The sequence below is a fragment of the Serratia sp. AS12 genome, assembly GCF_000214195.1.
Lineage (GTDB): Bacteria > Pseudomonadota > Gammaproteobacteria > Enterobacterales > Enterobacteriaceae > Serratia > Serratia plymuthica.
The window spans coordinates 4,994,717-5,020,485 of sequence record NC_015566.1 but is presented as its reverse complement, the minus strand read 5'-3'; the positions used below and the strand labels follow the sequence as shown (position 1 = coordinate 5,020,485).

Here is a 25,769-nt window from a genome sequence, read left to right as displayed (position 1 = left end):
ACTTATGAAACGAGTCGCTTTTGTTTTTACCCAAGGCCCGCACGGCGGCACCGGCGGCAGGGAAGGGCTGGATGCGCTGTTGGCGACTTCGGCGCTGAGCGAAGATTTGGGCGTGTTTTTTATCGGCGATGGCGTATTGCAGCTATTGCCGGGGCAGCAGCCGGAAAAAATTCTGGCGCGCAACTATATCGCCACCTTTGGCGTGCTGCCGCTGTATGACGTCGAGCAGTGTTATCTGTGCCAGGCATCTTTGCAGGAGCGCGGTCTGAGTCAGGTGACCGACTGGGTGTTGGAGGCCGAGGTGCTGGCTCCGGATGCGCTGCGTCAACAGTTGGCCGGTTATGACGCGGTAATGACTTTTTAGGACATTCGGATGCTGTATACCCTTAGCCACTCTCCCACTCAATGCGATTTGCCGGCATTGTTGCGCTTGACCACACAAGGCGACGATCTGCTGCTGATACAGGATGGCGTACTGGCCGGGTTGGCCGGCAGCGCGCACCTTGAATTACTGCTCAATGCCCCCATATCTCTTTATGCGCTGCAGGACGACCTGGAAGCCAGAGGCTTGGCTGGTCATTTTTCACACAAAATCACTGTCATCGGCTATAATCACTTCGTTGAATTAACCGAAAAACATCGAAGCCAAATGGCTTGGTGATGAGAGTGATGTTGTATATTTCTTGACACCTCTACCGCTCAGCCATAAAATTCTGCGGCCTCGTACTTTGCCAGTAGTGCATACGAGGGGATTTATCACATGTTTACGAAGCAACAAACGAAGCAAAACCAGGAGCTTTTTTAATGGCAACAATTAATCAGCTGGTTCGCAAACCACGCTCTGTGAAGGCTGCTAAAAGCAACGTTCCAGCGCTGGAAGCTTGCCCGCAGAAACGTGGTGTATGTACCCGCGTATATACCACCACCCCGAAAAAACCAAACTCCGCGCTGCGTAAAGTATGCCGTGTGCGTTTGACTAACGGTTTCGAAGTGACTTCCTACATCGGTGGTGAAGGTCACAACCTGCAGGAACACTCCGTGATCCTGATCCGTGGCGGTCGTGTTAAAGACTTGCCAGGTGTGCGTTACCACACCGTCCGTGGTGCACTTGACTGCTCCGGTGTTAAAGACCGTAAGCAAGCTCGTTCCAAGTACGGCGTGAAGAAGCCAAAGGCTTAATGGTTCTCCGTTAAGTAAGGCCAAACATTTTCACTTTAATGTCAAAATAAACTCGTAGAGTTTTGGACAATCCTGAATTAACAACGGAGTATTTCCATGCCACGTCGTCGCGTAATAGGCCAACGTAAAATCCTGCCAGATCCTAAGTTCGGATCCGAGCTGTTGGCCAAATTTGTAAATATCCTGATGGTAGACGGTAAAAAATCTACTGCAGAAGCTATCGTGTATACCGCGCTGGAGACCCTGGCTCAGCGTTCTGGTAAAAATCACCTGGAAGCTTTCGAAGTAGCTCTCGACAACGTTCGCCCGACTGTAGAAGTTAAGTCGCGCCGCGTTGGTGGTTCTACTTATCAGGTACCAGTTGAAGTCCGCCCGGTCCGTCGTAATGCTCTGGCAATGCGTTGGATCGTTGATGCTGCTCGTAAACGCGGTGATAAATCCATGGCTCTGCGCTTGGCGAACGAACTTTCTGATGCAGTTGAGAACAAAGGTTCTGCTGTTAAGAAACGTGAAGACGTTCACCGTATGGCAGAAGCCAACAAGGCGTTCGCCCACTACCGCTGGTAATTGCCACGCAGTAGTTATGCTAACCAAGCGGGCGCTTCAAGAAGCCAACCCGCTTGGGTTAACCGAACTTGAACGCCTAAGGCAATAGAGGAATCAAATGGCTCGTAAAACACCCATTGAGCGCTATCGTAACATCGGTATCAGCGCTCACATCGACGCCGGTAAAACGACCACTACCGAACGTGTTTTGTTCTACACCGGTGTAAACCACAAAATCGGTGAAGTGCACGACGGCGCAGCTACCATGGACTGGATGGAGCAGGAGCAGGAACGTGGTATTACCATCACGTCTGCTGCGACCACCTGTTTCTGGTCTGGTATGGCTAAGCAGTTCGAACCACACCACATTAATATCATCGACACCCCAGGGCACGTTGACTTCACCATCGAAGTAGAACGTTCCATGCGTGTTCTTGATGGCGCGGTAATGGTTTACTGTGCAGTTGGTGGCGTTCAGCCACAGTCTGAAACCGTATGGCGTCAGGCTAACAAATACAAAGTTCCACGCATCGCGTTCGTTAACAAAATGGACCGTATGGGTGCTAACTTCCTGAAAGTTGTTGGTCAGATTGAACAACGTCTGGGTGCAACTCCGGTCCCTCTGCAGCTGGCTATCGGCGCGGAAGAGAAATTCACCGGTGTTGTTGACCTGGTGAAGATGAAAGCAATCAACTGGAACGAAGCCGATCAGGGCGTGACCTTCGAATACGAAGAGATCCCGGCTGATATGCAAGAACTGGCTGAAGAATGGCGTCAGAAACTGGTTGAGGCCGCTGCTGAAGGCTCTGATGAGCTGATGGAGAAATTCTTTGGTGGCGAAGAGCTGACTGAAGAAGAGATCAAAAGTTCTCTGCGTAAGCGCGTTCTGAACAATGAAGTTATCCTGGTTACCTGTGGTTCTGCGTTTAAAAACAAAGGCGTACAGGCAATGCTGGATGCTGTTGTTGAGTATCTGCCTGCACCGACTGACGTTGAAGCTATCAACGGTATTTTGGATGACGGTAAAGACACTCCAGCAGTTCGCCATTCTGACGACTCTGAGCCGTTCTCTGCTCTGGCGTTCAAAATCGCTACTGACCCATTCGTGGGTAACCTGACGTTCTTCCGTGTTTACTCCGGTCTCGTCAACTCAGGTGACACTGTATTTAACCCAGTGAAATCTCAGCGTGAACGTCTGGGCCGTATCGTTCAGATGCATGCTAACAAGCGTGAAGAGATCAAAGAAGTTCGTGCAGGCGACATCGCTGCTGCGATCGGTCTGAAAGACGTGACTACCGGTGACACTCTGTGTGATCCAAACCACGTGATCATTCTGGAGCGTATGGAGTTCCCTGAGCCGGTAATTTCCGTTGCAGTGGAACCAAAAACCAAAGCTGACCAAGAAAAAATGGGTCTGGCTCTGGGCCGTCTGGCGAAAGAAGACCCATCATTCCGCGTATGGACTGACGAAGAATCTGGTCAGACTATCATCGCAGGTATGGGTGAACTTCACCTGGACATCCTGGTTGACCGTATGCGTCGTGAATTTAACGTTGAAGCGAACGTGGGTAAACCACAGGTTGCTTACCGTGAAGCGATTCGCTCGAAAGTTACCGATATCGAAGGTAAACACGCCAAGCAGTCTGGTGGTCGTGGTCAGTATGGTCATGTTGTTATCGACATGTATCCGCTGGAGCCGGGCTCAAATCCGAAAGGCTACGAGTTCATCAATGACATTAAAGGTGGTGTGATCCCAACGGAATACATCTCTGCCATTGATAAAGGTCTCCAGGAGCAGCTTAAGTCTGGTCCGCTGGCCGGTTACCCGGTTGTTGATCTCGGTGTGCGTCTGCATTTCGGTTCTTACCACGATGTTGACTCCTCCGAATTGGCGTTTAAACTGGCCGCGTCTATCGCCTTTAAAGATGGCTTTAAGAAAGCGAAACCTGTTTTGCTTGAGCCGATTATGAAGGTTGAAGTTGAAACGCCGGAAGAGAACACTGGTGACGTCATCGGTGACCTTAGCCGTCGTCGTGGTCAACTGAAAGGTCAGGAATCCAACGCTACTGGCGTTCAGATTCACGCTGAAGTTCCGTTGTCCGAGATGTTCGGATACGCAACTCAACTGCGTTCTCTGACCAAAGGCCGTGCTTCTTACTCCATGGAGTTCTTGAAGTACGATGATGCGCCGAACAACGTCGCTCAGGCCGTTATCGAAGCCCGTGGTAAATAAGCTTTCGGGTTTAACACATTGATCAGTGCTCTCTCCATGAGGGGAGAGCATAAGAGTAAGGAATATAGCCGTGTCTAAAGAAAAATTTGAACGTTCCAAACCGCACGTTAACGTTGGTACTATCGGCCACGTTGACCACGGTAAAACTACCCTGACTGCAGCAATCACCACCGTTCTGGCTAAAACCTACGGCGGTTCTGCACGTGCTTTCGACCAGATCGATAACGCGCCAGAAGAAAAAGCTCGTGGTATCACCATCAACACTTCTCACGTTGAATATGACACCCCAAGCCGTCACTACGCGCACGTTGACTGCCCAGGGCACGCCGACTACGTTAAAAACATGATCACCGGTGCTGCTCAGATGGACGGCGCAATCCTGGTTGTTGCTGCGACTGACGGCCCAATGCCTCAGACCCGTGAGCACATCCTGCTGGGTCGTCAGGTTGGCGTTCCTTTCATCATCGTATTCATGAACAAATGCGACATGGTTGATGATGAAGAGCTGCTGGAACTGGTAGAAATGGAAGTTCGTGAACTTCTGTCTGCTTACGACTTCCCTGGTGATGACCTGCCGGTTGTTCGTGGTTCAGCGCTGAAAGCACTGGAAGGCGAACCTGAGTGGGAAGCTAAAATCATCGAGCTGGCCGGTTTCCTGGATTCTTACATCCCAGAACCAGAGCGTGCTATCGACAAGCCGTTCCTGCTGCCAATCGAAGACGTATTCTCCATCTCCGGTCGTGGTACCGTTGTTACCGGTCGTGTTGAGCGCGGTATCGTTAAAGTTGGCGAAGAAGTTGAAATCGTGGGTATCAAAGACACCGTTAAGTCTACCTGTACCGGCGTTGAAATGTTCCGCAAACTGCTGGACGAAGGCCGTGCTGGTGAGAACGTGGGTGTTCTGCTGCGTGGTATCAAGCGCGAAGATATCGAACGTGGTCAGGTCCTGGCTAAACCAGGTTCAATCAAGCCACACACCAAGTTTGACTCAGAAGTGTACATCCTGAGCAAAGAAGAAGGTGGTCGTCATACTCCATTCTTCAAAGGCTACCGTCCACAGTTCTACTTCCGTACAACTGACGTGACCGGTACCATCGAACTGCCAGAAGGCGTAGAGATGGTAATGCCAGGTGACAACGTGAACATGGTTGTTACCCTGATCCACCCAATCGCGATGGACGACGGCCTGCGTTTCGCAATCCGTGAAGGCGGCCGTACTGTTGGCGCTGGTGTTGTTGCTAAAGTTATCGCTTAATCGCGAATAATTTTTCGACACAAAATGAGGGCACTTCGGTGCCCTTTTTTTATGCAATTTTCTCAAATCTTAATTGAAATAAAAAGCATTCCTATTTAGAATTATGGAATTGGTTAAGAAGTGAGTCTCTCTATGTATGTATGCCTATGTAATGCCGTGACTGACAAAGCGATCCGTAAAGCAGTACGTCAGCACAACCCTCATACCATGAAGCAGCTGCGTGAATTGGTGCCGATTGGTACCGACTGCGGGAAATGCATTCGACAGGCAAGACAGATTATGGTGGAGGAAAGCGGAACCATTATCCCTATGCATGAAGTTGCCTAACTAAAGGTAAGGCTATTTTTTGACTCTTGGCTTACAGCTTCTACACTTTGAGAACTGGCCAGGAGGAGTTACCTATGAAAGGCGATAAAAAGATCATTGCTCATCTCAACAAACTGCTCGGCAACGAGCTGGTTGCCATCAATCAATATTTCCTGCACGCCCGAATGTTCAAGAACTGGGGCTTAATGCGCCTTAATGATAAGGAATATCACGAGTCGATCGACGAAATGAAGCATGCCGATCGCTACATCGAGCGCATTCTGTTTCTTGAAGGCCTGCCGAATCTACAAGATCTTGGCAAACTGAATATTGGCGAAGATATCGAAGAAATACTGCGTTCAGACCTGGCCCTGGAGTTGGATGGCGCCAAGAATCTGCGTGAAGCTATCGCCTATGCCGACTCGATTCATGACTATGTCAGCCGCGATTTGATGATAGAAATTCTGGCGGATGAAGAAGGGCATATCGACTGGCTGGAAACTGAGCTGGATTTGATTGCGCGTCTGGGTATCCAGAATTACGCGCAAGCCCAAATACTGGAACGCAAAGACTAGTCTCCTTATGATACCGCTCCCCGCCGGCAGCTGTTTTCCAGACAGGGTAGGGGAGTAGCGGCAACATCTTCCCTGCTATACCTAATTCCCCTCTCCGTGACCTGTTTTTTGCAGGCGACTTCGCAAATCGGTAAAAAGTGCCGATATCCTGAGCATATTTCCATCTACGGCTTGCTTCCCGTTCTGTTTTGCGTATAATGCGCGGGCTTACCTAATCTTGGTAAGCCTGATTTTAGCGAATCAGTCGATAGGCAGGACTTTCTGCTCATCGAACAATACTCCCGATATGGGGGTTATATGTTGACGATTACACTCCCCCATCAATCGAAATGGGTGTGAGGAGTAATTATTTACGTTTATAAATAATTGGAGCTCTGGTCTCATGCAGAACCAAAGAATCCGTATCCGCCTGAAAGCGTTTGATCATCGTCTTATCGATCAATCAACCGCGGAAATCGTCGAGACTGCCAAGCGCACTGGTGCGCAAGTCCGTGGTCCGATCCCGCTGCCAACTCGCAAAGAGCGCTTTACCGTTCTGATCTCTCCGCACGTTAACAAAGACGCGCGTGATCAGTACGAGATTCGCACTCACAAGCGTCTGGTTGACATCGTTGAGCCAACCGAGAAAACCGTTGATGCTCTGATGCGTCTGGATCTGGCTGCCGGTGTAGACGTGCAGATCAGCCTGGGTTAATCAGGTCATTGAGCGATTGAGAGGTTGAAACAATGATTGGTTTAGTCGGTAAAAAAGTGGGTATGACTCGTATCTTCACTGAAGATGGCGTTTCTATCCCAGTAACCGTGATTGAAATTGAAGCGAACCGCGTGACTCAGGTTAAAGACCTGGCTAACGACGGATACCGTGCCGTTCAAGTCACCACTGGTAGCAAAAAAGCTAACCGTGTGACCAAACCGGAAGCGGGTCATTTCGCTAAAGCTGGCGTTGAAGCTGGCCGTGGTCTGTGGGAATTCCGCCTTGCAGAAGGTGAAGAGTTCACTGCAGGTCAAAACATCAGCGTAGAAATCTTCGCTGACGTTAAAAAAGTCGATGTTACCGGTACTTCTAAAGGTAAAGGTTTTGCCGGCACTGTAAAGCGCTGGAACTTCCGCACCCAAGACGCTACCCACGGTAACTCCTTGTCTCACCGCGTTCCGGGTTCTATCGGTCAGAACCAGACTCCGGGCAAAGTGTTCAAAGGCAAGAAAATGGCTGGCCACCTGGGTGACGAGCGTGTAACCGTTCAAAGCCTGGACGTAGTACGTGTTGACGCTGAGCGCAACCTGCTGCTGGTTAAGGGTGCTGTACCGGGCGCAACCGGTGGCAACCTGATCGTTAAACCAGCTGTGAAGGCGTAAGGGGATAGCAATGGAATTAGTATTGAAAGACGCGCAAAGCGCGCTGACTGTTTCCGAAACTACCTTCGGTCGTGATTTCAACGAAGCGCTGGTACACCAGGTTGTTGTTGCTTATGCAGCAGGTGCCCGTCAAGGTACCCGTGCTCAGAAGACCCGTGCTGAAGTGACTGGTTCCGGTAAAAAACCGTGGCGCCAGAAAGGTACCGGCCGTGCGCGTTCAGGTTCTGTAAAGAGCCCGATCTGGCGTTCAGGCGGCGTGACCTTTGCTGCTAAACCGCAGGACCACAGTCAGAAAGTAAACAAAAAGATGTACCGCGGCGCGCTGAAAAGCATCCTGTCCGAGCTGGTACGTCAAGATCGTCTGATCGTTGTCGAGAAGTTCTCTGTAGAAGCGCCTAAAACTAAGCTGCTGGCACAGAAACTGAAAGATATGGCTCTGGAAGATGTGCTGATCGTGACCGGTGAACTGGATGAGAATCTGTTCCTGGCAGCTCGCAACCTGTACAAGGTTGACGTGCGCGATGTAGCAGGTATCGACCCGGTTAGCCTGATCGCCTTCGACAAAGTGGTTATGACTGCTGATGCTGTGAAGCAAGTTGAGGAGATGCTGGCATGATCCGTGAAGAACGTTTGCTGAAAGTGCTGCGTGCACCGCACGTATCTGAAAAAGCATCCGCTGCGATGGAAAAAAGCAACACCATCGTACTCAAAGTTGCCAAAGACGCGACCAAAGCAGAAATCAAAGCTGCAGTGCAGAAACTGTTTGAAGTCGAAGTCGAAGACGTGAACACCCTGGTAGTTAAAGGGAAAGTGAAACGTCACGGTCAGCGTGTTGGTCGTCGTAGCGACTGGAAAAAAGCTTACGTCACCCTGAAAGAAGGCCAGAACCTGGACTTCATCGGCGGCGCAGAGTAAGTCGGAGGAGTAAGAACAATGGCAATTGTTAAATGTAAACCTACATCTCCGGGTCGTCGCCACGTTGTTAAAGTGGTTAACCCTGAGCTGCACAAGGGTAAACCTTATGCCCCGCTGCTTGAGAAACTGAGCAAAAGCGGTGGTCGTAACAACAATGGCCGTATCACCACCCGTCATATCGGTGGTGGCCACAAGCAACATTATCGTCTGGTTGACTTCAAACGCAACAAAGATGGTATTCCTGCTGTGGTTGAGCGTCTGGAGTACGATCCGAACCGTTCCGCGAACATCGCGCTGGTTCTGTACAAAGACGGCGAACGCCGTTACATCCTGGCGCCGAAAGGCCTGAAAGCTGGTGACCAGATTCAATCTGGCGTTGATGCTGCAATCAAAGCGGGTAACACCCTGCCAATGCGCAACATCCCGGTTGGTTCAACGGTCCACAACGTAGAAATGAAACCAGGTAAAGGCGGCCAGCTGGCTCGTTCTGCTGGTGCCTACGTTCAAATCGTTGCTCGTGACGGTTCCTACGTAACTCTGCGTCTGCGCTCAGGCGAAATGCGTAAAGTTCCAGTTGATTGCCGCGCCACCTTGGGTGAAGTCGGTAACGCTGAACATATGCTTCGCGTTCTGGGTAAAGCAGGTGCTGCACGTTGGCGTGGTGTTCGTCCTACCGTCCGCGGTACGGCGATGAACCCGGTAGATCACCCGCACGGTGGTGGTGAGGGTAAAAACTTTGGTAAACACCCAGTAACTCCATGGGGCGTTCAGACCAAAGGTAAGAAAACCCGCAGCAACAAGCGTACTGATAAGTTCATCGTACGTCGCCGTAGCAAAAAATAATTAGAGGATAAGCCATGCCACGTTCTCTCAAGAAAGGTCCTTTTATTGACCTGCACTTGCTGAAGAAGGTAGAGAAAGCGGTGGAAAGCGGTGACAAGAAGCCTTTGCGCACTTGGTCCCGTCGTTCAACGATCTTTCCTAACATGATCGGTTTGACCATCGCTGTCCATAATGGTCGTCAGCACGTACCAGTGTTTGTTTCCGACGAAATGGTCGGTCACAAACTGGGTGAATTCGCGCCGACTCGCACTTATCGCGGCCATGCGGCTGATAAAAAAGCTAAAAAGCGCTAAGGTAGGAGGAAGAGATGGAAACTATCGCTAAACATCGCCACGCTCGTTCTTCTGCTCAGAAGGTTCGCCTTGTTGCAGACCTGATCCGCGGTAAGAAAGTGTCGCAAGCTCTGGAAACTCTGACCTACACCGACAAGAAAGCTGCCGGTCTGGTTAAGAAAGTGCTGGAGTCTGCCATTGCTAACGCAGAACACAACGATGGCGCTGACATCGATGATCTGAAAGTCACGAAAATCTTCGTAGACGAAGGCCCAAGCATGAAGCGCATTATGCCGCGTGCAAAAGGTCGTGCAGATCGCATCCTGAAGCGCACCAGCCACATTACTGTGGTTGTGTCCGATCGCTGAGACTCTGGAGACTAGCAATGGGTCAGAAAGTACATCCTAATGGTATTCGCCTGGGTATTGTCAAACCTTGGAACTCTACTTGGTATGCGAATACCAAAGAATTCGCTGACAACCTGGACAGCGACTTTAAAGTTCGTCAATTCCTGATTAAGGAACTGGCGAAAGCTTCCGTTTCTCGCATCGTTATCGAACGTCCTGCGAAGAGCATCCGTGTGACTATTCACACTGCTCGTCCAGGCATCGTTATCGGCAAGAAAGGTGAAGATGTCGAAAAACTGCGTAAGGTCGTAGCGGATATCGCTGGCGTTCCTGCACAGATTAACATCGCCGAAGTCCGTAAACCGGAACTTGACGCTAAATTGGTTGCTGACAGCATCACTTCCCAGCTGGAACGTCGCGTTATGTTCCGTCGTGCTATGAAGCGTGCTGTACAGAACGCAATGCGTCTTGGCGCTAAAGGTATCAAAGTTGAAGTAAGCGGCCGTCTTGGCGGTGCTGAAATCGCGCGTACCGAATGGTACCGTGAAGGTCGTGTTCCGTTGCACACACTGCGTGCGGATATCGATTACAACACATCTGAAGCGCACACCACTTATGGTGTAATCGGCGTTAAGGTATGGATCTTCAAAGGTGAGATCCTGGGTGGTATGGCTGCAGTTGAACAACCGGAACCGGCTGCTCAACCTAAAAAGCAGCAGCGTAAAGGCCGCAAGTAAGGAGAGTCGCTGATGTTACAACCAAAGCGTACAAAATTCCGTAAGATGCACAAAGGCCGCAACCGTGGTCTGGCGCAGGGTACGGATGTTAGCTTCGGCACTTTCGGTCTGAAAGCTGTTGGCCGTGGCCGTCTGACTGCTCGTCAAATCGAAGCAGCTCGTCGTGCAATGACTCGTGCAGTTAAGCGTCAAGGTAAAATTTGGATCCGTGTATTCCCGGACAAACCAATTACCGAGAAGCCGCTCGAAGTGCGTATGGGTAAAGGTAAGGGTAACGTGGAGTATTGGGTTGCCCTGATCCAACCTGGTAAAGTCCTGTACGAAATGGACGGTGTACCAGAAGAGGTCGCCCGTGAGGCATTCAAGCTGGCTGCAGCTAAATTGCCGATCAAAACCACCTTTGTAACTAAGACGGTGATGTAATGAAAGCACAAGAGCTGCGTGAAAAAAGCGTTGAAGAGCTGAACACTGAGCTGCTCAACCTGCTGCGTGAGCAATTTAACTTGCGCATGCAGGCGGCAAGTGGCCAGCTGCAACAAACTCACCTGTTGAAACAAGTGCGCCGTAACGTCGCACGCGTTAAGACTTTACTGACTGAAAAGGCGGGTGTGTAAATGACTGATATTAACCGTACTCTGCAGGGTCGTGTTATTAGTGACAAAATGGAGAAATCCATGGTTGTTGCTATCGAGCGCACGGTGAAGCACCCGATCTACGGGAAATTCATCAAGCGTACGACCAAGCTGCACGTACATGACGAGAACAACGAATGTGGTATTGGTGACGTGGTAGAAATCCGCGAATGCCGTCCACTGTCTAAGACTAAGTCTTGGACGTTGGTTCGCGTTGTAGAGAAAGCGATTCTGTAATAGAGTAGCAGCCTCTAACTTAATAAACGGCTCAGAAAATGAGCCGTTTATTTTTTCTACCCATACTCTGGAAGCGGTGTTATAATGCTGCGCCCTCGGTTATGGGGCTTTTCAACGATCTAGTAATAGGTCCTAAAGTTGTAGTTGACATTAGCGGAGCACTAACATGATCCAAGAACAGACTATGCTGACCGTGGCCGACAACTCCGGTGCACGTCGCGTAATGTGTATCAAGGTTCTAGGTGGCTCGCACCGTCGCTACGCAGGCATCGGCGATGTCATCAAAATTACCATCAAGGAAGCAATTCCTCGCGGTAAGGTGAAGAAAGGCGATGTGCTGAAGGCGGTAGTGGTGCGCACCAAGAAGGGTGTACGTCGCCCGGACGGTTCTGTCATTCGCTTCGATGGTAATGCATGCGTTATTTTAAACAATAACAGCGAGCAACCTATCGGTACGCGTATTTTTGGGCCGGTAACTCGTGAACTGCGTAATGAGAAGTTCATGAAAATTATCTCTCTGGCACCAGAAGTACTCTAAGGAGCGAAACATGGCAGCGAAAATCCGTCGTGATGACGAAATTATCGTGCTTACCGGGAAAGACAAAGGTAAACGCGGTAAAGTAAAAAATGTCCTGTCTGCTGGTAAGGTCATTGTTGAAGGTATCAACCTGGTCAAGAAACATCAGAAGCCAGTTCCGGCCCTGAACCAACCAGGTGGCATTGTTGAAAAAGAAGCTGCAATTCAGGTTTCTAACATTGCTCTCTTCAACGCGGCTACCGGTAAGGCTGACCGTGTAGGCTTTAGATTCGAAGACGGGAAAAAAGTCCGTTTCTTCAAGTCTAACAGCGAAACTATCAAGTAATTTGGAGTAATACGATGGCGAAACTGCATGATTACTACAAAGACGAGGTAGTCAAACAACTGATGTCTCAGTTTGATTACAACTCTGTCATGCAAGTCCCTCGGGTCGAGAAGATCACCCTGAATATGGGTGTTGGTGAAGCGATCGCTGACAAGAAACTGCTGGATAATGCAGCAGCTGATTTGGCAGCAATCTCCGGTCAAAAGCCGTTCATCACCAAAGCACGCAAATCTGTTGCAGGCTTCAAAATCCGCCAGGGCTATCCGATCGGCTGTAAAGTAACTCTGCGTGGCGAACGCATGTGGGAGTTCTTTGAGCGACTGATTTCCATTGCTGTTCCACGTATCCGTGACTTCCGTGGCTTGTCCGCTAAGTCATTCGATGGCCGTGGTAACTACAGCATGGGTGTGCGTGAGCAAATCATCTTCCCAGAAATCGACTATGACAAAGTCGACCGCGTTCGTGGTTTGGATATTACCATTACCACTACTGCGAAATCTGATGATGAAGGCCGCGCGCTGTTGGCTGCTTTTAACTTCCCGTTCCGTAAGTAAGGCAGGGTTACTGATGGCTAAGCAATCAATGAAAGCACGCGAAGTCGTTCGCGTGAAACTGGCTGACAAGTACCGCGCTAAACGCGAGGAATTGAAAGCTATCATTTCTAGTGTGAACTCTTCCGACGAAGATCGTTGGGATGCTGTTCTCAAGCTGCAAACTCTGCCGCGTGATTCCAGCCCGTCTCGTCAGCGTAAACGCTGCCGCCAAACTGGCCGTCCACATGGTTATGTGGGCAAATTCGGGTTGAGCCGTATCAAGTTACGTGAAGCCGCCATGCGCGGTGAAGTACCAGGCTTGAAAAAGGCTAGCTGGTAATTACCAATTGAATCACGGGAGTAAAGACAGATGAGCATGCAAGATCCGATCGCGGATATGCTGACCCGTATCCGTAACGGTCAAGCCGCGAACAAAGTTGCGGTCACCATGCCTTCCTCCAAGCTGAAAGTGGCAATTGCCAACCTGCTGAAGGAAGAAGGTTTTATTGAAGATTTTAAAATTGAAGGCGACACCAAGCCTGTTCTGGAACTGGTACTGAAGTACTTCCAGGGCAAGGCAGTGGTAGAAAGCATTCAACGAATCAGCCGTCCAGGTCTGCGCATCTATAAGAAAAAAGATGCACTGCCAAAAGTTATGGCTGGTTTGGGTATTGCTGTTATTTCTACCTCTAAAGGTGTTATGACCGATCGTGCAGCTCGCCAAGCTGGTCTTGGTGGCGAGATTATCTGCTACGTAGCTTAATTCGGGAGGAAAGAATGTCTCGTGTTGCAAAAGCACCCGTCGTCATTCCTGCCGGCGTAGAGGTAAAACTCAACGGTCAGGTTATTTCGATTAAGGGTAAGAACGGCGAGCTGACTCGTACTGTCCACAACGCCGTTGAAGTGAAGCAAGAAGGTGATGCACTGACTTTCGCCCCGCGCGAAGGTTTTGCTAACGCTTGGGCCCAAGCGGGTACAACGCGCGCTCTGCTGAACGCAATGGTCGTTGGTGTTACCGAAGGCTTCACCAAGAAGCTTCAACTGGTAGGTGTTGGTTATCGTGCTGCTGTTAAAGGCAACGTGGTGAATTTAGCCTTAGGCTTCTCTCACCCGGTCGATCACCAGCTGCCAGCAGGTATTACTGCTGAATGCCCAAGCCAAACTGAAATCGTGCTGAAAGGCGCTGATAAACAAGTTATTGGCCAGGTTGCTGCAGATCTGCGTGCCTACCGCCGTCCTGAGCCTTATAAAGGCAAGGGTGTCCGTTACGCCGACGAAGTCGTGCGTACCAAAGAGGCTAAGAAGAAGTAAGGTAACACTATGGATAAGAAATCTGCTCGTATCCGTCGTGCGACCCGCGCACGCCGTAAGATCAAAGAACTGGGTGCAACCCGCCTGGTGGTACATCGTACCCCGCGTCACATTTACGCACAGGTAATTGCTCCAAATGGTTCTGAAGTACTGGTAGCTGCTTCTACTTTAGAAAAAGCTATCACAGAGCAATTGAAGTATTCCGGTAACAAAGACGCAGCAGCGGCCGTAGGTAAAACTCTGGCTGAGCGCGCGTTGGAAAAAGGGATCTCTAAAGTATCCTTTGACCGTTCCGGTTTCCAATATCATGGTCGAGTCCAGGCACTGGCAGATGCTGCCCGTGAAGCTGGCCTTCAGTTCTAAGGAAGAGGTTTAAGATGGCTCACATCGAAAAACAAGCTGGCGAACTGCAGGAAAAGCTGATCGCGGTAAACCGCGTATCTAAAACCGTAAAAGGTGGCCGTATTTTCAGCTTTACCGCACTGACAGTAGTTGGTGATGGTAACGGTCGCGTTGGTTTTGGCTACGGCAAAGCACGCGAAGTTCCGGCAGCGATCCAGAAAGCGATGGAAAAAGCCCGTCGCGCTATGATTAATGTTGCTTTGAATAGCGGCACTCTGCAGCACCCTGTTAAAGGTGCTCATACGGGTTCCCGTGTATTCATGCAACCAGCTTCCGAAGGTACCGGTATTATCGCCGGTGGTGCAATGCGCGCCGTCCTGGAAGTTGCAGGGGTTCATAACGTATTGGCTAAAGCATATGGTTCTACTAACCCGATCAACGTGGTTCGTGCAACTATCGCTGCTTTGGAAGATATGAAATCCCCAGAAATGGTCGCTGCCAAGCGTGGTAAGTCCGTCGAAGAAATTCTAGGGAAATAACCATGGCACAGACTATTAAAGTAACTCAAACAAAAAGCAGCATCGGCCGTTTGCCAAAGCACAAGGCAACTCTGATCGGTTTAGGTCTGCGTCGTATTGGTCACACTGTAGAGCGCGAGGATACTCCTGCTGTACGCGGTATGATCAACTTGGTTTCCTACATGGTTAAAGTTGAGGAGTAACAGATGCGTTTAAATACTCTGTCTCCGGCTGAAGGTGCCAAGCATGCGCCGAAGCGTGTAGGTCGTGGTATTGGTTCTGGCCTGGGTAAAACCGCTGGTCGTGGTCACAAAGGTCAGAACTCTCGTTCTGGTGGTGGCGTACGTCGTGGTTTTGAAGGTGGTCAGATGCCTTTATATCGTCGTTTGCCGAAATTCGGCTTCACCTCTCGCAAAGCTATGATCACGGCAGAAGTTCGTCTGTCTGAGCTGGCTCTTGTTGAAGGCGACGTAATCGACCTGAACGCGCTGAAAGCCGCTAACGTTGTTGGTATCCAGATCGAGTTCGTGAAAGTTATGCTTTCTGGCGAAGTCGCTCGTCCGGTTACCCTGCGTGGTCTGCGTGTCACCAAAGGCGCTCGTGCTGCTATCGAAGCTGCTGGCGGTAAAATTGAGGAATAAGTAGCAGATGGCTAAGCAACCAGGATTAGATTTTCAAAGTGCTAAAGGCGGGCTCGGCGAGCTGAAGCGCAGACTTTTGTTTGTCATCGGCGCGCTGATTGTCTTCCGTATCGGCTCTTTTATTCCGATTCCTGGTATCGATGCCACTGTGCTTGCCAAATTGCTCGAGCAGCAGAGAGGCACCATCATTGAAATGTTTAACATGTTCTCTGGTGGTGCACTCAGCCGTGCTTCTATCTTTGCTCTGGGGATCATGCCGTATATTTCGGCCTCGATCATTATCCAGCTGTTAACGGTGGTTCATCCAGCGTTAGCAGAAATCAAGAAAGAAGGGGAGGCTGGCCGTCGCAAGATTAGCCAGTACACCCGCTACGGTACGCTGGTGTTGGCCATATTCCAGTCAATCGGTATTGCTACCGGTTTGCCGAATATGCCTGGTATGCAGGGTCTGGTGTTAAATCCAGGCTTTGCGTTCTACTTTACTGCAGTAGTTAGTTTGGTTACTGGGACAATGTTCCTGATGTGGCTGGGCGAACAGATTACTGAGCGCGGTATCGGTAACGGTATTTCGATCATTATCTTCGCAGGTATTGTAGCGGGACTTCCGCCGGCAGTGGCCCATACCATTGAGCAAGCTCGGCAAGGCGACCTGCACTTCCTCCTGTTGCTGTTGGTTGCAGTATTAGTGTTTGCAGTAACCTTCTTCGTTGTTTTCATCGAGCGTGGTCAACGTCGTATCGTCGTTAACTATGCGAAGCGTCAACAAGGTCGTCGTGTTTATGCAGCACAGAGCACACACTTACCGTTGAAAGTGAACATGGCAGGGGTTATCCCGGCAATCTTCGCTTCCAGCATTATTCTGTTCCCTGCCACGATTGCATCATGGTTTGGGGGCGGTACCGGTTGGAACTGGCTGACAACGATTTCGCTGTATTTGCAGCCAGGGCAACCGCTTTATGTGTTACTCTATGCATCTGCAATCATCTTCTTCTGTTTCTTTTACACGGCGTTGGTTTTCAACCCGCGTGAAACAGCAGATAACCTGAAGAAGTCCGGTGCCTTCGTACCAGGAATTCGTCCGGGAGAGCAAACGGCGAAGTACATCGATAAAGTAATGACGCGTTTAACCCTGGTGGGCGCGATGTACATTACTTTCATCTGCCTGATCCCGGAGTTCATGCGTGATGCAATGAAAGTACCATTCTACTTTGGTGGTACCTCGCTACTGATCGTGGTTGTCGTCATCATGGACTTTATGGCTCAAGTGCAAACTCTGATGATGTCAAGTCAGTACGAGTCTGCATTGAAGAAAGCAAACCTGAAAGGCTATAACCGCTAATCAGGCGCGTTTGAGAAGTTACGGAGAGTAAAAATGAAAGTTCGTGCTTCCGTCAAGAAATTATGTCGTAACTGCAAAATCGTTAAGCGTAACGGTGTCGTTCGTGTGATTTGCAGCGCCGAGCCGAAGCATAAACAGCGTCAAGGCTGATTATCTCGCATATTTTTCTTGCAAAGTTGGGTTGAGCTGGCTAGATTAGCCAGCCAATCTTTTGTATGTAGCTGCAACATTATTTGAGTATCCTGAAAACGGGCTTTTCAGAATGGTGTTGCCGTATAAAATAGTAGGAGTGCATAGTGGCCCGTATAGCAGGCATTAACATTCCTGATCATAAACATACCGTAATCGCCTTAACGTCGATCTTCGGAATCGGTAAAACCCGCTCACAGTCTATCTGTGCGTCTACGGGTATTGCTGAAAATGTTAAGATCAGTGAGCTGTCTGAAGAGCAAATTGAACAGCTGCGTGAAGCAGTCGCCAAATTCACTGTAGAAGGTGATTTGCGTCGTGAAGTTACCCTGAGCATCAAGCGTCTGATGGATCTTGGTACTTACCGTGGTTTGCGTCATCGTCGTGGTCTGCCAGTTCGCGGTCAGCGTACGAAGACCAACGCACGTACCCGTAAGGGTCCGCGTAAACCGATCAAGAAATAATCAGGGTGATTGAATAATGGCAAAGGCACCTGTTCGTACACGTAAGCGTGTAAGAAAACAAGTCTCTGACGGCGTGGCTCATGTCCATGCTTCTTTCAACAACACCATTGTAACTATTACCGATCGTCAGGGTAATGCATTGGGTTGGGCAACTGCCGGTGGTTCTGGTTTCCGTGGTTCTCGTAAGTCAACTCCGTTTGCAGCTCAGGTTGCAGCAGAACGTTGTGCTGACGCAGTAAAAGAATACGGTATCAAGAACCTGGAAGTTATGGTTAAGGGACCGGGTCCGGGTCGCGAATCAACTATTCGTGCTCTGAACGCCGCTGGTTTCCGCATCACTAATATTACTGATGTGACTCCTATCCCTCACAACGGTTGTCGTCCGCCGAAAAAGCGCCGCGTATAACGCTGCTTTTAGGTTAGTTGGAGAAAGAAAATGGCAAGATATTTGGGTCCTAAGCTCAAGCTTAGCCGCCGTGAGGGCACAGACCTGTTCCTGAAGTCTGGCGTTCGCGCGATCGATACCAAGTGTAAAATTGAGCAACCGCCTGGTCAACACGGTGCGCGTAAACCGCGTCTGTCTGACTACGGTGTACAGTTACGTGAAAAGCAAAAAGTTCGCCGTATGTACGGTGTTCTGGAGCGTCAATTCCGTAACTATTATAAAGAAGCAGCACGCCTGAAGGGCAACACCGGTGCAAACCTGTTGCAACTGCTGGAAGGTCGTTTGGACAACGTTGTTTACCGTATGGGCTTCGGCGCTACTCGTGCAGAGTCACGTCAGTTGGTTAGCCACAAAGCAGTTATGGTAAACGGTCGCGTTGTTAACATCGCTTCTTATCAGGTATCTCCGAATGACGTAGTCAGCATCCGCGAGAAGGCTAAAAAGCAATCTCGTGTTAAAGCTTCTCTGGAGCTGGCTGAGCAGCGTGAAAAGCCGACTTGGCTGGAAGTTGATGCTGCTAAGATGGAAGGCGTGTTCAAGCGTATGCCTGAACGTACCGATCTGTCTGCGGACATTAACGAACACCTGATCGTCGAGCTTTACTCCAAGTAAAGCTTAGTACCAAAGAGAGGACACAATGCAGGGTTCTGTGACAGAGTTTCTAAAACCGCGCCTGGTAGATATCGAGCAAGTCAGTTCGACGCACGCCAAGGTGACCCTTGAGCCTTTAGAGCGTGGCTTTGGCCATACTCTTGGCAACGCACTGCGCCGTATTCTGCTTTCATCTATGCCGGGTTGCGCGGTGACCGAGGTTGAGATTGATGGTGTACTGCATGAGTACAGCACCAAAGAAGGCGTACAGGAAGATATCCTGGAGATCCTGCTCAACCTGAAAGGGCTGGCGGTGAGAGTTCAAGGCAAAGACGAAGTTATTCTTACCCTGAATAAATCTGGCATTGGCCCTGTGACCGCTGCCGACATTACCCATGATGGTGATGTCGAAATCGTCAAGCCTCAGCATGTGATCTGCCACCTGACCGATGAGAACGCTGCTATCAGCATGCGTATCAAAGTTCAGCGCGGTCGTGGTTACGTGCCGGCTTCTGCCCGAATTCATTCGGAAGAAGATGAGCGCCCGATCGGTCGTCTGTTGGTTGACGCCTGCTATAGCCCTGTAGAGCGTATTGCCTACAATGTTGAAGCAGCGCGTGTAGAACAGCGTACTGACCTGGACAAGCTGGTTATCGAAATGGAAACCAATGGCACGATCGATCCTGAAGAGGCGATCCGCCGTGCGGCAACCATCCTGGCTGAACAACTTGAAGCTTTTGTTGACTTACGTGATGTTCGTCAACCAGAAGTTAAAGAAGAGAAACCAGAATTCGATCCGATCCTGCTGCGCCCTGTTGACGATCTGGAATTGACTGTCCGCTCTGCTAACTGCCTTAAGGCAGAAGCTATCCACTACATCGGTGATCTGGTACAGCGTACCGAGGTTGAGTTGCTGAAAACGCCGAACCTGGGTAAAAAATCTCTTACTGAGATTAAAGACGTGCTGGCCTCACGTGGTCTGTCTCTGGGCATGCGCCTGGAAAACTGGCCACCGGCAAGCATTGCTGACGAGTAACCGGATCACAGGTTAAGGTTTTACTGAGAAGGATAAGGTCATGCGCCATCGTAAGAGTGGTCGTCAACTGAACCGTAACAGCAGCCACCGCCAGGCTATGTTCCGTAACATGGCCGGCTCTTTGGTTCGTCATGAGATCATCAAGACGACCTTGCCAAAAGCGAAAGAGCTGCGTCGCGTTGTTGAGCCGCTGATTACTCTTGCCAAGACCGACAGCGTAGCTAATCGTCGTCTGGCATTCGCCCGTACTCGTGATAACGAGATCGTGGCAAAACTGTTTAACGAGCTGGGCCCGCGTTTCGCGAGCCGTGCCGGTGGTTACACTCGCATTCTGAAGTGTGGCTTCCGCGCAGGCGACAACGCGCCGATGGCATACATCGAGCTGGTTGATCGTGCTGAGTCTCAAGCAGAAGTGGCAACTGCAGAGTAATCTGTAGACGCGTAAAGAAACCGGGCTTGCCCGGTTTTTTTACGTCCAGAGCTAGCCGAATGTGCTCTCTTCCCCCGTAAGACTTAAGATCCCCGCCTCTATCCGCTATGCTAACGCTATTAGTCAGACCAACTGAGAGATCATGTTATGTGGTTACTCGATGAATGGGCGGAGCGTCATGTTCGTGAGGCGCAAGCTAAAGGTGAACTGGACAATTTGCCGGGCCGAGGACAGCCGCTTAAGTTGGATGATGACAGCGCGGTGCCTGCTGAACTGCGTTCAGGGTTTCGCTTACTTAAAAACGCCGGCTATTTGCCTGCGGAACTTGAAGATCGTAAAGAGGCACTCACTGTAGCTCGTTTACTGCAGGATATTAACAGCGAGCATCCAGACTATGTCAGCCTCAGCAGACGTATGGCCTTACTGGAATGTCGCTTGCGGCAGGCAGGAATGAGCACTGATTTTTTACACGGTGAATATGAGCGGACATTGAACGAGAAATTCGCACTGGAGCAGAGTGATGTTTAAGATCGGTCAACTGGCAAAGCTTGCTGACGTAACGCCCGATACTGTGCGCTATTACGAAAAGCAGGGAATGATGGACCATAACGTTCGTACCGAGGGCGGTTATCGGCTGTACAGCGATCAGGATCTGCAGCGGTTACGATTTATCCGTTATGCCAAGCAGCTCGGCTTTACATTGGAAACCATCGCCGAACTGCTGTCGATCCGTGTCGATCCTGAGCACCATACCTGTCAGGAGTCTAAATCGATCGTTGACGCGAGGCTCAGCGAAGTAGAGAACAAGCTTACTGAGTTGATGCGGATGCGTGCATCGTTAAAGCGGCTGAGCGATGCTTGCTGTGGTAGCGCTCATACCAGCAGCTATTGTTCAATTTTGGAAGCGCTGGAGCAGGGAGCCAGTGATGAAAAGGTAAAAAAAGGCACATAAAAGAACTCATAGGCCTTTAGTTTTTATGTGCGCGGCAGTAATATCGGTACGTTTTATAACCATACGCAAACAAGGCGAATTCCCATGACTCAATATCGACATACCAAAGGCCGGATACAGGACAATGCCATTGAGGCACTGTTGCACGATCCATTATTCCGTCAAAGGATAGAAAAAAATACCAAAGGAAAGGGCAGCTATCGGCGTAAAGATAAGCACGCAAAAGGCGGTAACTGGGAGGCCAGTGGCAAGCTATTAAACGATAATTTGCCACTGGCCTTCTGGTTTTAAGACATTAAAAAAGCCATCTGAATAGGATGGCTTTTTATTGGCACTGGAAAGCGTAATTACAGTTTTGGCTGCTGTTGTTGGCTCAGCAAATCACGGATTTCAGTCAGCAGTTTTTCTTCCGCAGTCGGTGCCGGAGCTGCTGCCGGCTCTTCTGCCTGCTTGCGACGCATTTTGTTCATTAATTTAATGGCCAGGAAAATAGCGAAGGCAACGATAACGAAGTCAAAAACGGACTGGATAAATGAACCATAGTTCATTACCACAGCGGGCACTGCACCTTGGGCTTCACGTAATACCAGGTGGAATTGTTTGAAATCGACGCCGCCGATCAGCAAACCCAGCGGAGGCATGATGATATCTGCAACGAAGGACGATACGATTTTACCGAAAGCAGCACCGATAATCACACCCACTGCCAGATCAACCACGTTGCCACGCATGGCGAATTCGCGGAATTCTTTTAACATACTCATAGCACACCCCTCAAAGAAATTAATAACACAAGTTTAACAAAGCAATTTCCCTTTGCCACAATAAGGAGAGAAAAGTGTTTTATCTCTTCCCACCGCAGCGAATATCAACCTGATTATAGACTATCGGTTAATAAATTTGTTCTAAAGGAAGAATGGGCTTGGCTGGAACAAACGTTCAACGTCGGGAACGAACTTTTTGTCGGTAATAAACATAATGACATGGTCCCCCTGTTCAATCTTGCTGCGACCATTGGCAATAATAACGTCGTCACCCCGCACAATGGCACCAATGGTGGTACCTGGCGGCAATTTAATATCTTCAACGATACGGCCAACCACTTTTGACGTGCTTTCGTCACCGTGCGCAATGGCTTCGATAGCTTCTGCGACGCCGCGACGCAGCGATGAAACGCTTACGATATCCGCTTTACGTACGTGGCCTAACAATGCAGAAATCGTCGCTTGCTGTGGAGATATAGCAATATCGATTACGCTGCCTTGCACCAAATCGACGTAAGCGCGACGCTGAATCAGCACCATTACTTTTTTGGCGCCCATACGTTTGGCTAGCATAGCGGACATAATGTTGGCTTCGTCATCATTGGTAATGGCAATAAAGACATCTACCTGATCAACGTGCTCTTCAGCTAACAGTTCCTGATCCGAGGCATCGCCATAAAACACGATGGTGTCATGCAACTGCTCGGCCAGCTCTGTGGCACGTTGCTGATTACGTTCAATCAGTTTCACGTTATAAGATTTTTCTAACCGTTGTGCCAGGCCTGCACCTACATTGCCGCCACCGACGATCATGATACGTTTATAAGGTTTCTCGAGTCGTTGCAATTCACTCATCACCGCACGGATGTGCTGTGATGCGGCAACGAAAAACACTTCGTCCCCTGCTTCGATAATGGTGGACCCCTGAGGACGAATCGGCCGGTCCTGGCGGAAGATCGCGGCGACTCGGGTATCAATGTGCGGCATATGCTCGCGCATTGCGGACAACGCGTTACCTACCAGCGGACCGCCGTAGTAGGCTTTTACCGCAGCAATGCTGACCTTCCCTTCGGCAAAATTGACAACCTGCAGTGCGCCTGGGTACTCAATCAATTTATAGATGTAATCGATAACCAGTTGTTCCGGCGAAATCAGGTGATCAATCGGAACGGCTTCCGGCTGAAAAAGTTTCTCCGATTCACGGATATATTCCGGTGCGCGGATACGTGCGATACGGTTAGGCGTATTAAACAGCGAGTAGGCAATCTGACAGGCAATCATGTTGGTCTCGTCAGAATTGGTAACGGCGACCAGCATGTCGGCGTCTTCCGCACCGGCTTCACGTAACACTCGCGGATGGGAGCCGTATCCCTGAACGACCCGCAGGTCAAATTTATCCTGTAACTGACGCAGGCGACCGGAATCGGTATCCACGACGGTGATATCGTTATTTTCACCCACCAGGTTTTCTGCCAGTGTTCCGCCAACCTGACCTGCACCAAGAATAATTATTTTCATTTGGTTCTCTGCTTCACACTGAAACCGCTGAATATTTTCTGATAGGGCACAACAGGCGTACCCTAAGCACTGAACAGCTACATTTTAATCAGCTTAGCGTAAAAGAAGCCATCCCCATCCTCTGGATGCGGAAGATTCTGTCTACCCGGCTGCTGTTCGTTACCGGTTTCAACCAATCGGGCATCGGGATGACGCTGGAGAAAGGCGGTAACCTGCTCAGCATTCTCCGTTGGCAGGATAGAACAGGTGGCATACACCATCACACCACCGCTTTTGAGATGTGGCCAAATGGCATCAATGATCTCTGCCTGGAGCTTTGCCAGCTCAGCAATGTCACTGTCGCGGCGCAGCCATTTGATATCTGGATGGCGGCGGATCACGCCGGTGGCAGAGCAGGGGGCATCCAGCAAAATGCGATCGAATTGCTTGTCGCCGCACCATTGTTGCGGAGTGCGGCCATCACCCAGTTTCACTTCGGCATGTAAACGCAGGCGCTGCAGATTTTCTTTGACCCGGCCCAGGCGTTGCTCATCGATATCGACCGCCATCACATGGGCTTTGGGGGCAGCCTCCAGAATGTGAGTGGTTTTGCCACCCGGAGCTGCGCACAGATCGAGGATCTGTTCCCCGTCCTGTGGATCCAGCAGATCAACACAGCCCTGCGCGGAGGCGTCTTGCACCGTGACCCAGCCATCGGCAAAACCAGGCAGGTCGGTAACGGCGCAGGGTACCAGCAGACGCAGCGCATCACGGTACTCTGCATGCGGTTCGGCGGCAATACCGGCCTGTTCCATCAACCGCAAGTAGTCTTCGCGGGTGTGATGCAGGCGGTTGACGCGCAGCCACATCGGCGGCTTCTGGTTATTGGCATCAATAATCTGTTCCCACTGAGCGGGATAAGCTTGCTGAATGCGTTTTAAAAGCCAACTTGGGTGCAGGTAGCGGCTGTCGTTATTGGCGGCGCGTTGCAGTAATTCCTCCTGCTGGCGTTGGAATTGGCGCAATACGCCATTGATCAGCCCTTTAAGCTGTGGTCGTTTCAACGCCACCGCGCCTTCCACGGTTTCTGCCAGTACCGCGTGAGCAGGGATACGGGTATACAGCAGCTGGTACAGCCCGACCATCAGCAAATAGTGCAGCGTGCGCTGCTTGCCGGTCATCGGCTTTGCCATTAATTGCTGAATGCACCATTCAAGCTGTGGCAGTACACGCAGAGTGCCGAAGCACAGCTCCTGCAAGAGTGCGCGGTCCTTGTCAGAAATGGTTTTTTGCAGTGCCGGCAGGACAGTGCTGAGTGACTGACCTTGATCCAGTACCTGACCGATGGCTTTGGCTGCGTGGCTTCGGAGATTGTAATTGTTTTTCATAGGCTAAAGCTGATAACGATCGGCGTTAAGAAAGAAACAGCCCGGCTATTATCTGCCGGGCAGTGGGGGCGGTTTATAACCGGTTACCCGGCATAAACCATTCGCGGCGTGAATTCAGCAGATCCTGCGCCGACATCGGTTTTTTGCCCGCCGGTTGCAGTTGCGTCAGGTTAAGAATACCGTCCGCGGTAGCTATCTGAATACCGTGCTTGTCGGCATGGATGATGGTGCCAGGTTCTGCGCCAGGCGTTTCTGCCAGCACCGTTGCCTGCCACACTTTCACCGGTTGATCGTCAATGGTGAAATAGCTGACCGGCCATGGGTTAAAGGCGCGGATGCAACGCTCAAGCTGAACGGCGGACAGGTTCCAATCCAGGCGTGCTTCTTCTTTGCTCAGCTTCTCGGCGTAGGTCACCAGCGCTTCGTCTTGCACTTCACGTTGTGCCGTACCTTCGGCCATTTGCAGCAGCGTGGTCAGCATGCCTTGCGGGCCGAGTTTTGCCAGCTTGTCGTACAGGGTGGCGCTGGTGTCATCGGATTCGATCGGGCATGCGATCTTGTGCATCATATCACCGGTGTCCAGGCCCACATCCATCTGCATGATGGTGACGCCGGTTTCGTTGTCGCCAGCCCAGAGTGAACGTTGAATGGGTGCTGCGCCACGCCAACGCGGCAACAGCGAACCGTGCACGTTGATGCAACCGAGGCGCGGCATTTCCAGCACCGCTTTAGGCAAGATCAGGCCATACGCCACTACCACCATTACATCGGCGTTGAGATCGGCAACCAGATGCTGGTTCTCTTCCGGGCGCAATGATTTGGGTTGAAACACCGGCAGTTGGTGCTGTTCTGCCAGTACCTTAACCGGGCTGGGCGTCAGTTTGTTACCACGGCCTGCGGGACGATCAGGTTGGGTAAATACCCCGACAATCTGGTGCCCAGATGACAACAGCGCGTCAAGGTGACGCGCTGCGAAGTCTGGAGTACCGGCAAAAATAATCCGTAAAGTGTCAGACACGTTGATTTCCTGATC

The 25,769-nt window shown here is 50.5% G+C and carries 43 protein-coding genes; 39 read left to right on the top strand and 4 right to left on the bottom strand.

Features of this window, described 5'->3' with window-relative positions; all coding sequences use genetic code 11:
- Nucleotides 1-4: 4 nt before the first annotated feature.
- The 39 genes from tusC to SERAS12_RS23070 all read left to right on the top strand — a co-directional run bounded on the left by tusC (nt 5) and on the right by SERAS12_RS23070 (nt 21,378).
- Entirely contained in the window at nt 5-364 is a 360-nt protein-coding gene (gene tusC, locus SERAS12_RS23255) for a sulfurtransferase complex subunit TusC (protein ID WP_006328468.1), read from the top strand.
- 9 nt (nt 365-373) lie between these two features.
- A complete protein-coding gene (tusB, locus tag SERAS12_RS23250) occupies nt 374-661 on the top strand; it encodes a sulfurtransferase complex subunit TusB (RefSeq protein WP_013814797.1) in 288 nt (95 codons plus the stop codon).
- Nucleotides 662-804: 143 nt separating this feature from the next.
- Nucleotides 805-1,179 (top strand): 30S ribosomal protein S12, encoded by a 375-nt coding sequence (rpsL, locus tag SERAS12_RS23245; protein WP_004930426.1) that lies wholly within the window; start codon nt 805-807, stop codon nt 1,177-1,179.
- Between the two features lie 96 nt (nt 1,180-1,275).
- A complete protein-coding gene (gene rpsG, locus SERAS12_RS23240) occupies nt 1,276-1,746 on the top strand; it encodes a 30S ribosomal protein S7 (RefSeq protein WP_004951199.1) in 471 nt (156 codons plus the stop codon).
- Between the two features lie 97 nt (nt 1,747-1,843).
- On the top strand, nt 1,844-3,958 hold the full coding sequence (fusA, locus tag SERAS12_RS23235) for an elongation factor G (RefSeq protein ID WP_013814796.1): 2,115 nt from the start codon (nt 1,844-1,846) through the stop codon (nt 3,956-3,958).
- A gap of 70 nt (nt 3,959-4,028) precedes the next feature.
- Nucleotides 4,029-5,213 (top strand): elongation factor Tu, encoded by a 1,185-nt coding sequence (gene tuf, locus SERAS12_RS23230; protein ID WP_013811124.1) that lies wholly within the window; start codon nt 4,029-4,031, stop codon nt 5,211-5,213.
- Between the two features lie 132 nt (nt 5,214-5,345).
- Complete coding sequence (bfd, locus tag SERAS12_RS23225; protein WP_013814795.1) at nt 5,346-5,540, top strand: bacterioferritin-associated ferredoxin; 195 nt, start codon at nt 5,346-5,348, stop codon at nt 5,538-5,540.
- A gap of 74 nt (nt 5,541-5,614) precedes the next feature.
- Nucleotides 5,615-6,094, top strand: a complete 480-nt coding sequence (gene bfr, locus SERAS12_RS23220; protein WP_013814794.1) for a bacterioferritin — start codon at nt 5,615-5,617, stop codon at nt 6,092-6,094.
- A gap of 382 nt (nt 6,095-6,476) precedes the next feature.
- Nucleotides 6,477-6,788 carry a 30S ribosomal protein S10 gene (gene rpsJ, locus SERAS12_RS23215; RefSeq protein ID WP_001181005.1) on the top strand — a complete coding sequence of 104 codons (312 nt, stop codon included), beginning with the start codon at nt 6,477-6,479 and terminating at the stop codon, nt 6,786-6,788.
- 32 nt (nt 6,789-6,820) lie between these two features.
- Nucleotides 6,821-7,450, top strand: coding sequence for a 50S ribosomal protein L3 (gene rplC / locus SERAS12_RS23210; RefSeq protein WP_004951181.1), 630 nt, complete (start codon nt 6,821-6,823; stop codon nt 7,448-7,450).
- Nucleotides 7,451-7,460: 10 nt separating this feature from the next.
- Nucleotides 7,461-8,066, top strand: coding sequence for a 50S ribosomal protein L4 (gene rplD / locus SERAS12_RS23205; protein ID WP_004929779.1), 606 nt, complete (start codon nt 7,461-7,463; stop codon nt 8,064-8,066).
- On the top strand, nt 8,063-8,365 hold the full coding sequence (gene rplW / locus SERAS12_RS23200; protein ID WP_004951179.1) for a 50S ribosomal protein L23: 303 nt from the start codon (nt 8,063-8,065) through the stop codon (nt 8,363-8,365). The genes rplD and rplW overlap by 4 nt, the downstream gene beginning before the upstream one ends.
- 18 nt (nt 8,366-8,383) lie before the next feature.
- On the top strand, nt 8,384-9,208 hold the full coding sequence (rplB, locus tag SERAS12_RS23195; RefSeq protein WP_004951177.1) for a 50S ribosomal protein L2: 825 nt from the start codon (nt 8,384-8,386) through the stop codon (nt 9,206-9,208).
- A gap of 14 nt (nt 9,209-9,222) precedes the next feature.
- Nucleotides 9,223-9,501: a 30S ribosomal protein S19 gene (rpsS, locus tag SERAS12_RS23190; RefSeq protein ID WP_004929772.1), complete on the top strand. Its 279-nt coding sequence runs from the start codon at nt 9,223-9,225 to the stop codon at nt 9,499-9,501.
- Nucleotides 9,502-9,515: 14 nt separating this feature from the next.
- Nucleotides 9,516-9,848 carry a 50S ribosomal protein L22 gene (rplV, locus tag SERAS12_RS23185; RefSeq protein WP_004951174.1) on the top strand — a complete coding sequence of 111 codons (333 nt, stop codon included), beginning with the start codon at nt 9,516-9,518 and terminating at the stop codon, nt 9,846-9,848.
- A gap of 17 nt (nt 9,849-9,865) precedes the next feature.
- The gene (rpsC, locus tag SERAS12_RS26100; RefSeq protein ID WP_004951172.1) at nt 9,866-10,564 is read left to right on the top strand and encodes a 30S ribosomal protein S3; all 699 of its coding nucleotides are present in this window, start codon (nt 9,866-9,868) and stop codon (nt 10,562-10,564) included.
- Nucleotides 10,565-10,576: 12 nt separating this feature from the next.
- Nucleotides 10,577-10,987, top strand: a complete 411-nt coding sequence (gene rplP, locus SERAS12_RS26095; RefSeq protein ID WP_004951171.1) for a 50S ribosomal protein L16 — start codon at nt 10,577-10,579, stop codon at nt 10,985-10,987.
- A complete protein-coding gene (gene rpmC, locus SERAS12_RS26090; RefSeq protein WP_004951169.1) occupies nt 10,987-11,178 on the top strand; it encodes a 50S ribosomal protein L29 in 192 nt (63 codons plus the stop codon). The genes rplP and rpmC overlap by 1 nt, the downstream gene beginning before the upstream one ends.
- The gene (rpsQ, locus tag SERAS12_RS26085; RefSeq protein WP_012147219.1) at nt 11,179-11,433 is read left to right on the top strand and encodes a 30S ribosomal protein S17; all 255 of its coding nucleotides are present in this window, start codon (nt 11,179-11,181) and stop codon (nt 11,431-11,433) included. It begins immediately after the preceding gene.
- A 166-nt stretch (nt 11,434-11,599) separates the two neighbouring features.
- Nucleotides 11,600-11,971: a 50S ribosomal protein L14 gene (rplN, locus tag SERAS12_RS23160; RefSeq protein WP_004951161.1), complete on the top strand. Its 372-nt coding sequence runs from the start codon at nt 11,600-11,602 to the stop codon at nt 11,969-11,971.
- 10 nt (nt 11,972-11,981) lie between these two features.
- Entirely contained in the window at nt 11,982-12,296 is a 315-nt protein-coding gene (gene rplX / locus SERAS12_RS23155; RefSeq protein WP_004951158.1) for a 50S ribosomal protein L24, read from the top strand.
- Between the two features lie 14 nt (nt 12,297-12,310).
- Nucleotides 12,311-12,850: a 50S ribosomal protein L5 gene (gene rplE / locus SERAS12_RS23150; RefSeq protein WP_004951155.1), complete on the top strand. Its 540-nt coding sequence runs from the start codon at nt 12,311-12,313 to the stop codon at nt 12,848-12,850.
- 13 nt (nt 12,851-12,863) lie between these two features.
- On the top strand, nt 12,864-13,169 hold the full coding sequence (gene rpsN / locus SERAS12_RS23145; RefSeq protein ID WP_004951154.1) for a 30S ribosomal protein S14: 306 nt from the start codon (nt 12,864-12,866) through the stop codon (nt 13,167-13,169).
- 30 nt (nt 13,170-13,199) lie between these two features.
- Nucleotides 13,200-13,592 (top strand): 30S ribosomal protein S8, encoded by a 393-nt coding sequence (gene rpsH, locus SERAS12_RS23140; RefSeq protein WP_004951149.1) that lies wholly within the window; start codon nt 13,200-13,202, stop codon nt 13,590-13,592.
- A 14-nt stretch (nt 13,593-13,606) separates the two neighbouring features.
- Nucleotides 13,607-14,140, top strand: a complete 534-nt coding sequence (gene rplF, locus SERAS12_RS26080) for a 50S ribosomal protein L6 (protein ID WP_004951145.1) — start codon at nt 13,607-13,609, stop codon at nt 14,138-14,140.
- Nucleotides 14,141-14,149: 9 nt separating this feature from the next.
- A complete protein-coding gene (gene rplR / locus SERAS12_RS26075) occupies nt 14,150-14,503 on the top strand; it encodes a 50S ribosomal protein L18 (RefSeq protein ID WP_004951143.1) in 354 nt (117 codons plus the stop codon).
- Nucleotides 14,504-14,517: 14 nt separating this feature from the next.
- Nucleotides 14,518-15,021, top strand: a complete 504-nt coding sequence (gene rpsE / locus SERAS12_RS23125; protein ID WP_004951140.1) for a 30S ribosomal protein S5 — start codon at nt 14,518-14,520, stop codon at nt 15,019-15,021.
- Nucleotides 15,022-15,023: 2 nt separating this feature from the next.
- A complete protein-coding gene (gene rpmD / locus SERAS12_RS23120; RefSeq protein ID WP_013814793.1) occupies nt 15,024-15,203 on the top strand; it encodes a 50S ribosomal protein L30 in 180 nt (59 codons plus the stop codon).
- Nucleotides 15,204-15,206: 3 nt separating this feature from the next.
- Nucleotides 15,207-15,641, top strand: coding sequence for a 50S ribosomal protein L15 (gene rplO, locus SERAS12_RS23115; protein WP_004951135.1), 435 nt, complete (start codon nt 15,207-15,209; stop codon nt 15,639-15,641).
- A gap of 7 nt (nt 15,642-15,648) precedes the next feature.
- Nucleotides 15,649-16,980, top strand: coding sequence for a preprotein translocase subunit SecY (gene secY / locus SERAS12_RS23110; RefSeq protein ID WP_004929740.1), 1,332 nt, complete (start codon nt 15,649-15,651; stop codon nt 16,978-16,980).
- 33 nt (nt 16,981-17,013) lie between these two features.
- Nucleotides 17,014-17,130 (top strand): 50S ribosomal protein L36, encoded by a 117-nt coding sequence (rpmJ, locus tag SERAS12_RS25940; protein WP_002227352.1) that lies wholly within the window; start codon nt 17,014-17,016, stop codon nt 17,128-17,130.
- 146 nt (nt 17,131-17,276) lie between these two features.
- Complete coding sequence (rpsM, locus tag SERAS12_RS23105) at nt 17,277-17,633, top strand: 30S ribosomal protein S13 (protein WP_004951130.1); 357 nt, start codon at nt 17,277-17,279, stop codon at nt 17,631-17,633.
- 16 nt (nt 17,634-17,649) lie between these two features.
- Nucleotides 17,650-18,039: a 30S ribosomal protein S11 gene (rpsK, locus tag SERAS12_RS23100; RefSeq protein ID WP_004951128.1), complete on the top strand. Its 390-nt coding sequence runs from the start codon at nt 17,650-17,652 to the stop codon at nt 18,037-18,039.
- Nucleotides 18,040-18,069: 30 nt separating this feature from the next.
- Nucleotides 18,070-18,690 (top strand): 30S ribosomal protein S4, encoded by a 621-nt coding sequence (rpsD, locus tag SERAS12_RS23095; RefSeq protein WP_013814792.1) that lies wholly within the window; start codon nt 18,070-18,072, stop codon nt 18,688-18,690.
- A gap of 25 nt (nt 18,691-18,715) precedes the next feature.
- Nucleotides 18,716-19,705, top strand: a complete 990-nt coding sequence (gene rpoA, locus SERAS12_RS23090; protein WP_002919219.1) for a DNA-directed RNA polymerase subunit alpha — start codon at nt 18,716-18,718, stop codon at nt 19,703-19,705.
- 40 nt (nt 19,706-19,745) lie between these two features.
- Nucleotides 19,746-20,135, top strand: a complete 390-nt coding sequence (rplQ, locus tag SERAS12_RS23085) for a 50S ribosomal protein L17 (RefSeq protein ID WP_004929726.1) — start codon at nt 19,746-19,748, stop codon at nt 20,133-20,135.
- 147 nt (nt 20,136-20,282) lie between these two features.
- Nucleotides 20,283-20,663, top strand: a complete 381-nt coding sequence (locus SERAS12_RS23080; protein WP_013814791.1) for a DUF1992 domain-containing protein — start codon at nt 20,283-20,285, stop codon at nt 20,661-20,663.
- On the top strand, nt 20,656-21,087 hold the full coding sequence (gene zntR / locus SERAS12_RS23075) for a Zn(2+)-responsive transcriptional regulator (protein WP_013814790.1): 432 nt from the start codon (nt 20,656-20,658) through the stop codon (nt 21,085-21,087). The genes SERAS12_RS23080 and zntR overlap by 8 nt, the downstream gene beginning before the upstream one ends.
- An 84-nt stretch (nt 21,088-21,171) precedes the next feature.
- Entirely contained in the window at nt 21,172-21,378 is a 207-nt protein-coding gene (locus SERAS12_RS23070; RefSeq protein WP_013814789.1) for an alternative ribosome-rescue factor A, read from the top strand.
- 56 nt (nt 21,379-21,434) lie between these two features.
- On the opposite strand, the gene mscL is transcribed toward SERAS12_RS23070, so the two are convergent.
- The 4 genes from mscL to fmt all read right to left on the bottom strand — a co-directional run bounded on the left by mscL (nt 21,435) and on the right by fmt (nt 25,754).
- Complete coding sequence (mscL, locus tag SERAS12_RS23065) at nt 21,435-21,851, bottom strand: large-conductance mechanosensitive channel protein MscL (RefSeq protein ID WP_013814788.1); 417 nt, start codon at nt 21,849-21,851, stop codon at nt 21,435-21,437.
- 141 nt (nt 21,852-21,992) lie between these two features.
- The gene (gene trkA, locus SERAS12_RS23060) at nt 21,993-23,369 is read right to left on the bottom strand and encodes a Trk system potassium transporter TrkA (protein WP_004951116.1); all 1,377 of its coding nucleotides are present in this window, start codon (nt 23,367-23,369) and stop codon (nt 21,993-21,995) included.
- Between the two features lie 77 nt (nt 23,370-23,446).
- Complete coding sequence (gene rsmB, locus SERAS12_RS23055; RefSeq protein ID WP_013814787.1) at nt 23,447-24,736, bottom strand: 16S rRNA (cytosine(967)-C(5))-methyltransferase RsmB; 1,290 nt, start codon at nt 24,734-24,736, stop codon at nt 23,447-23,449.
- Between the two features lie 73 nt (nt 24,737-24,809).
- The gene (gene fmt / locus SERAS12_RS23050) at nt 24,810-25,754 is read right to left on the bottom strand and encodes a methionyl-tRNA formyltransferase (RefSeq protein WP_013814786.1); all 945 of its coding nucleotides are present in this window, start codon (nt 25,752-25,754) and stop codon (nt 24,810-24,812) included.
- Nucleotides 25,755-25,769 lie beyond the last annotated feature (15 nt).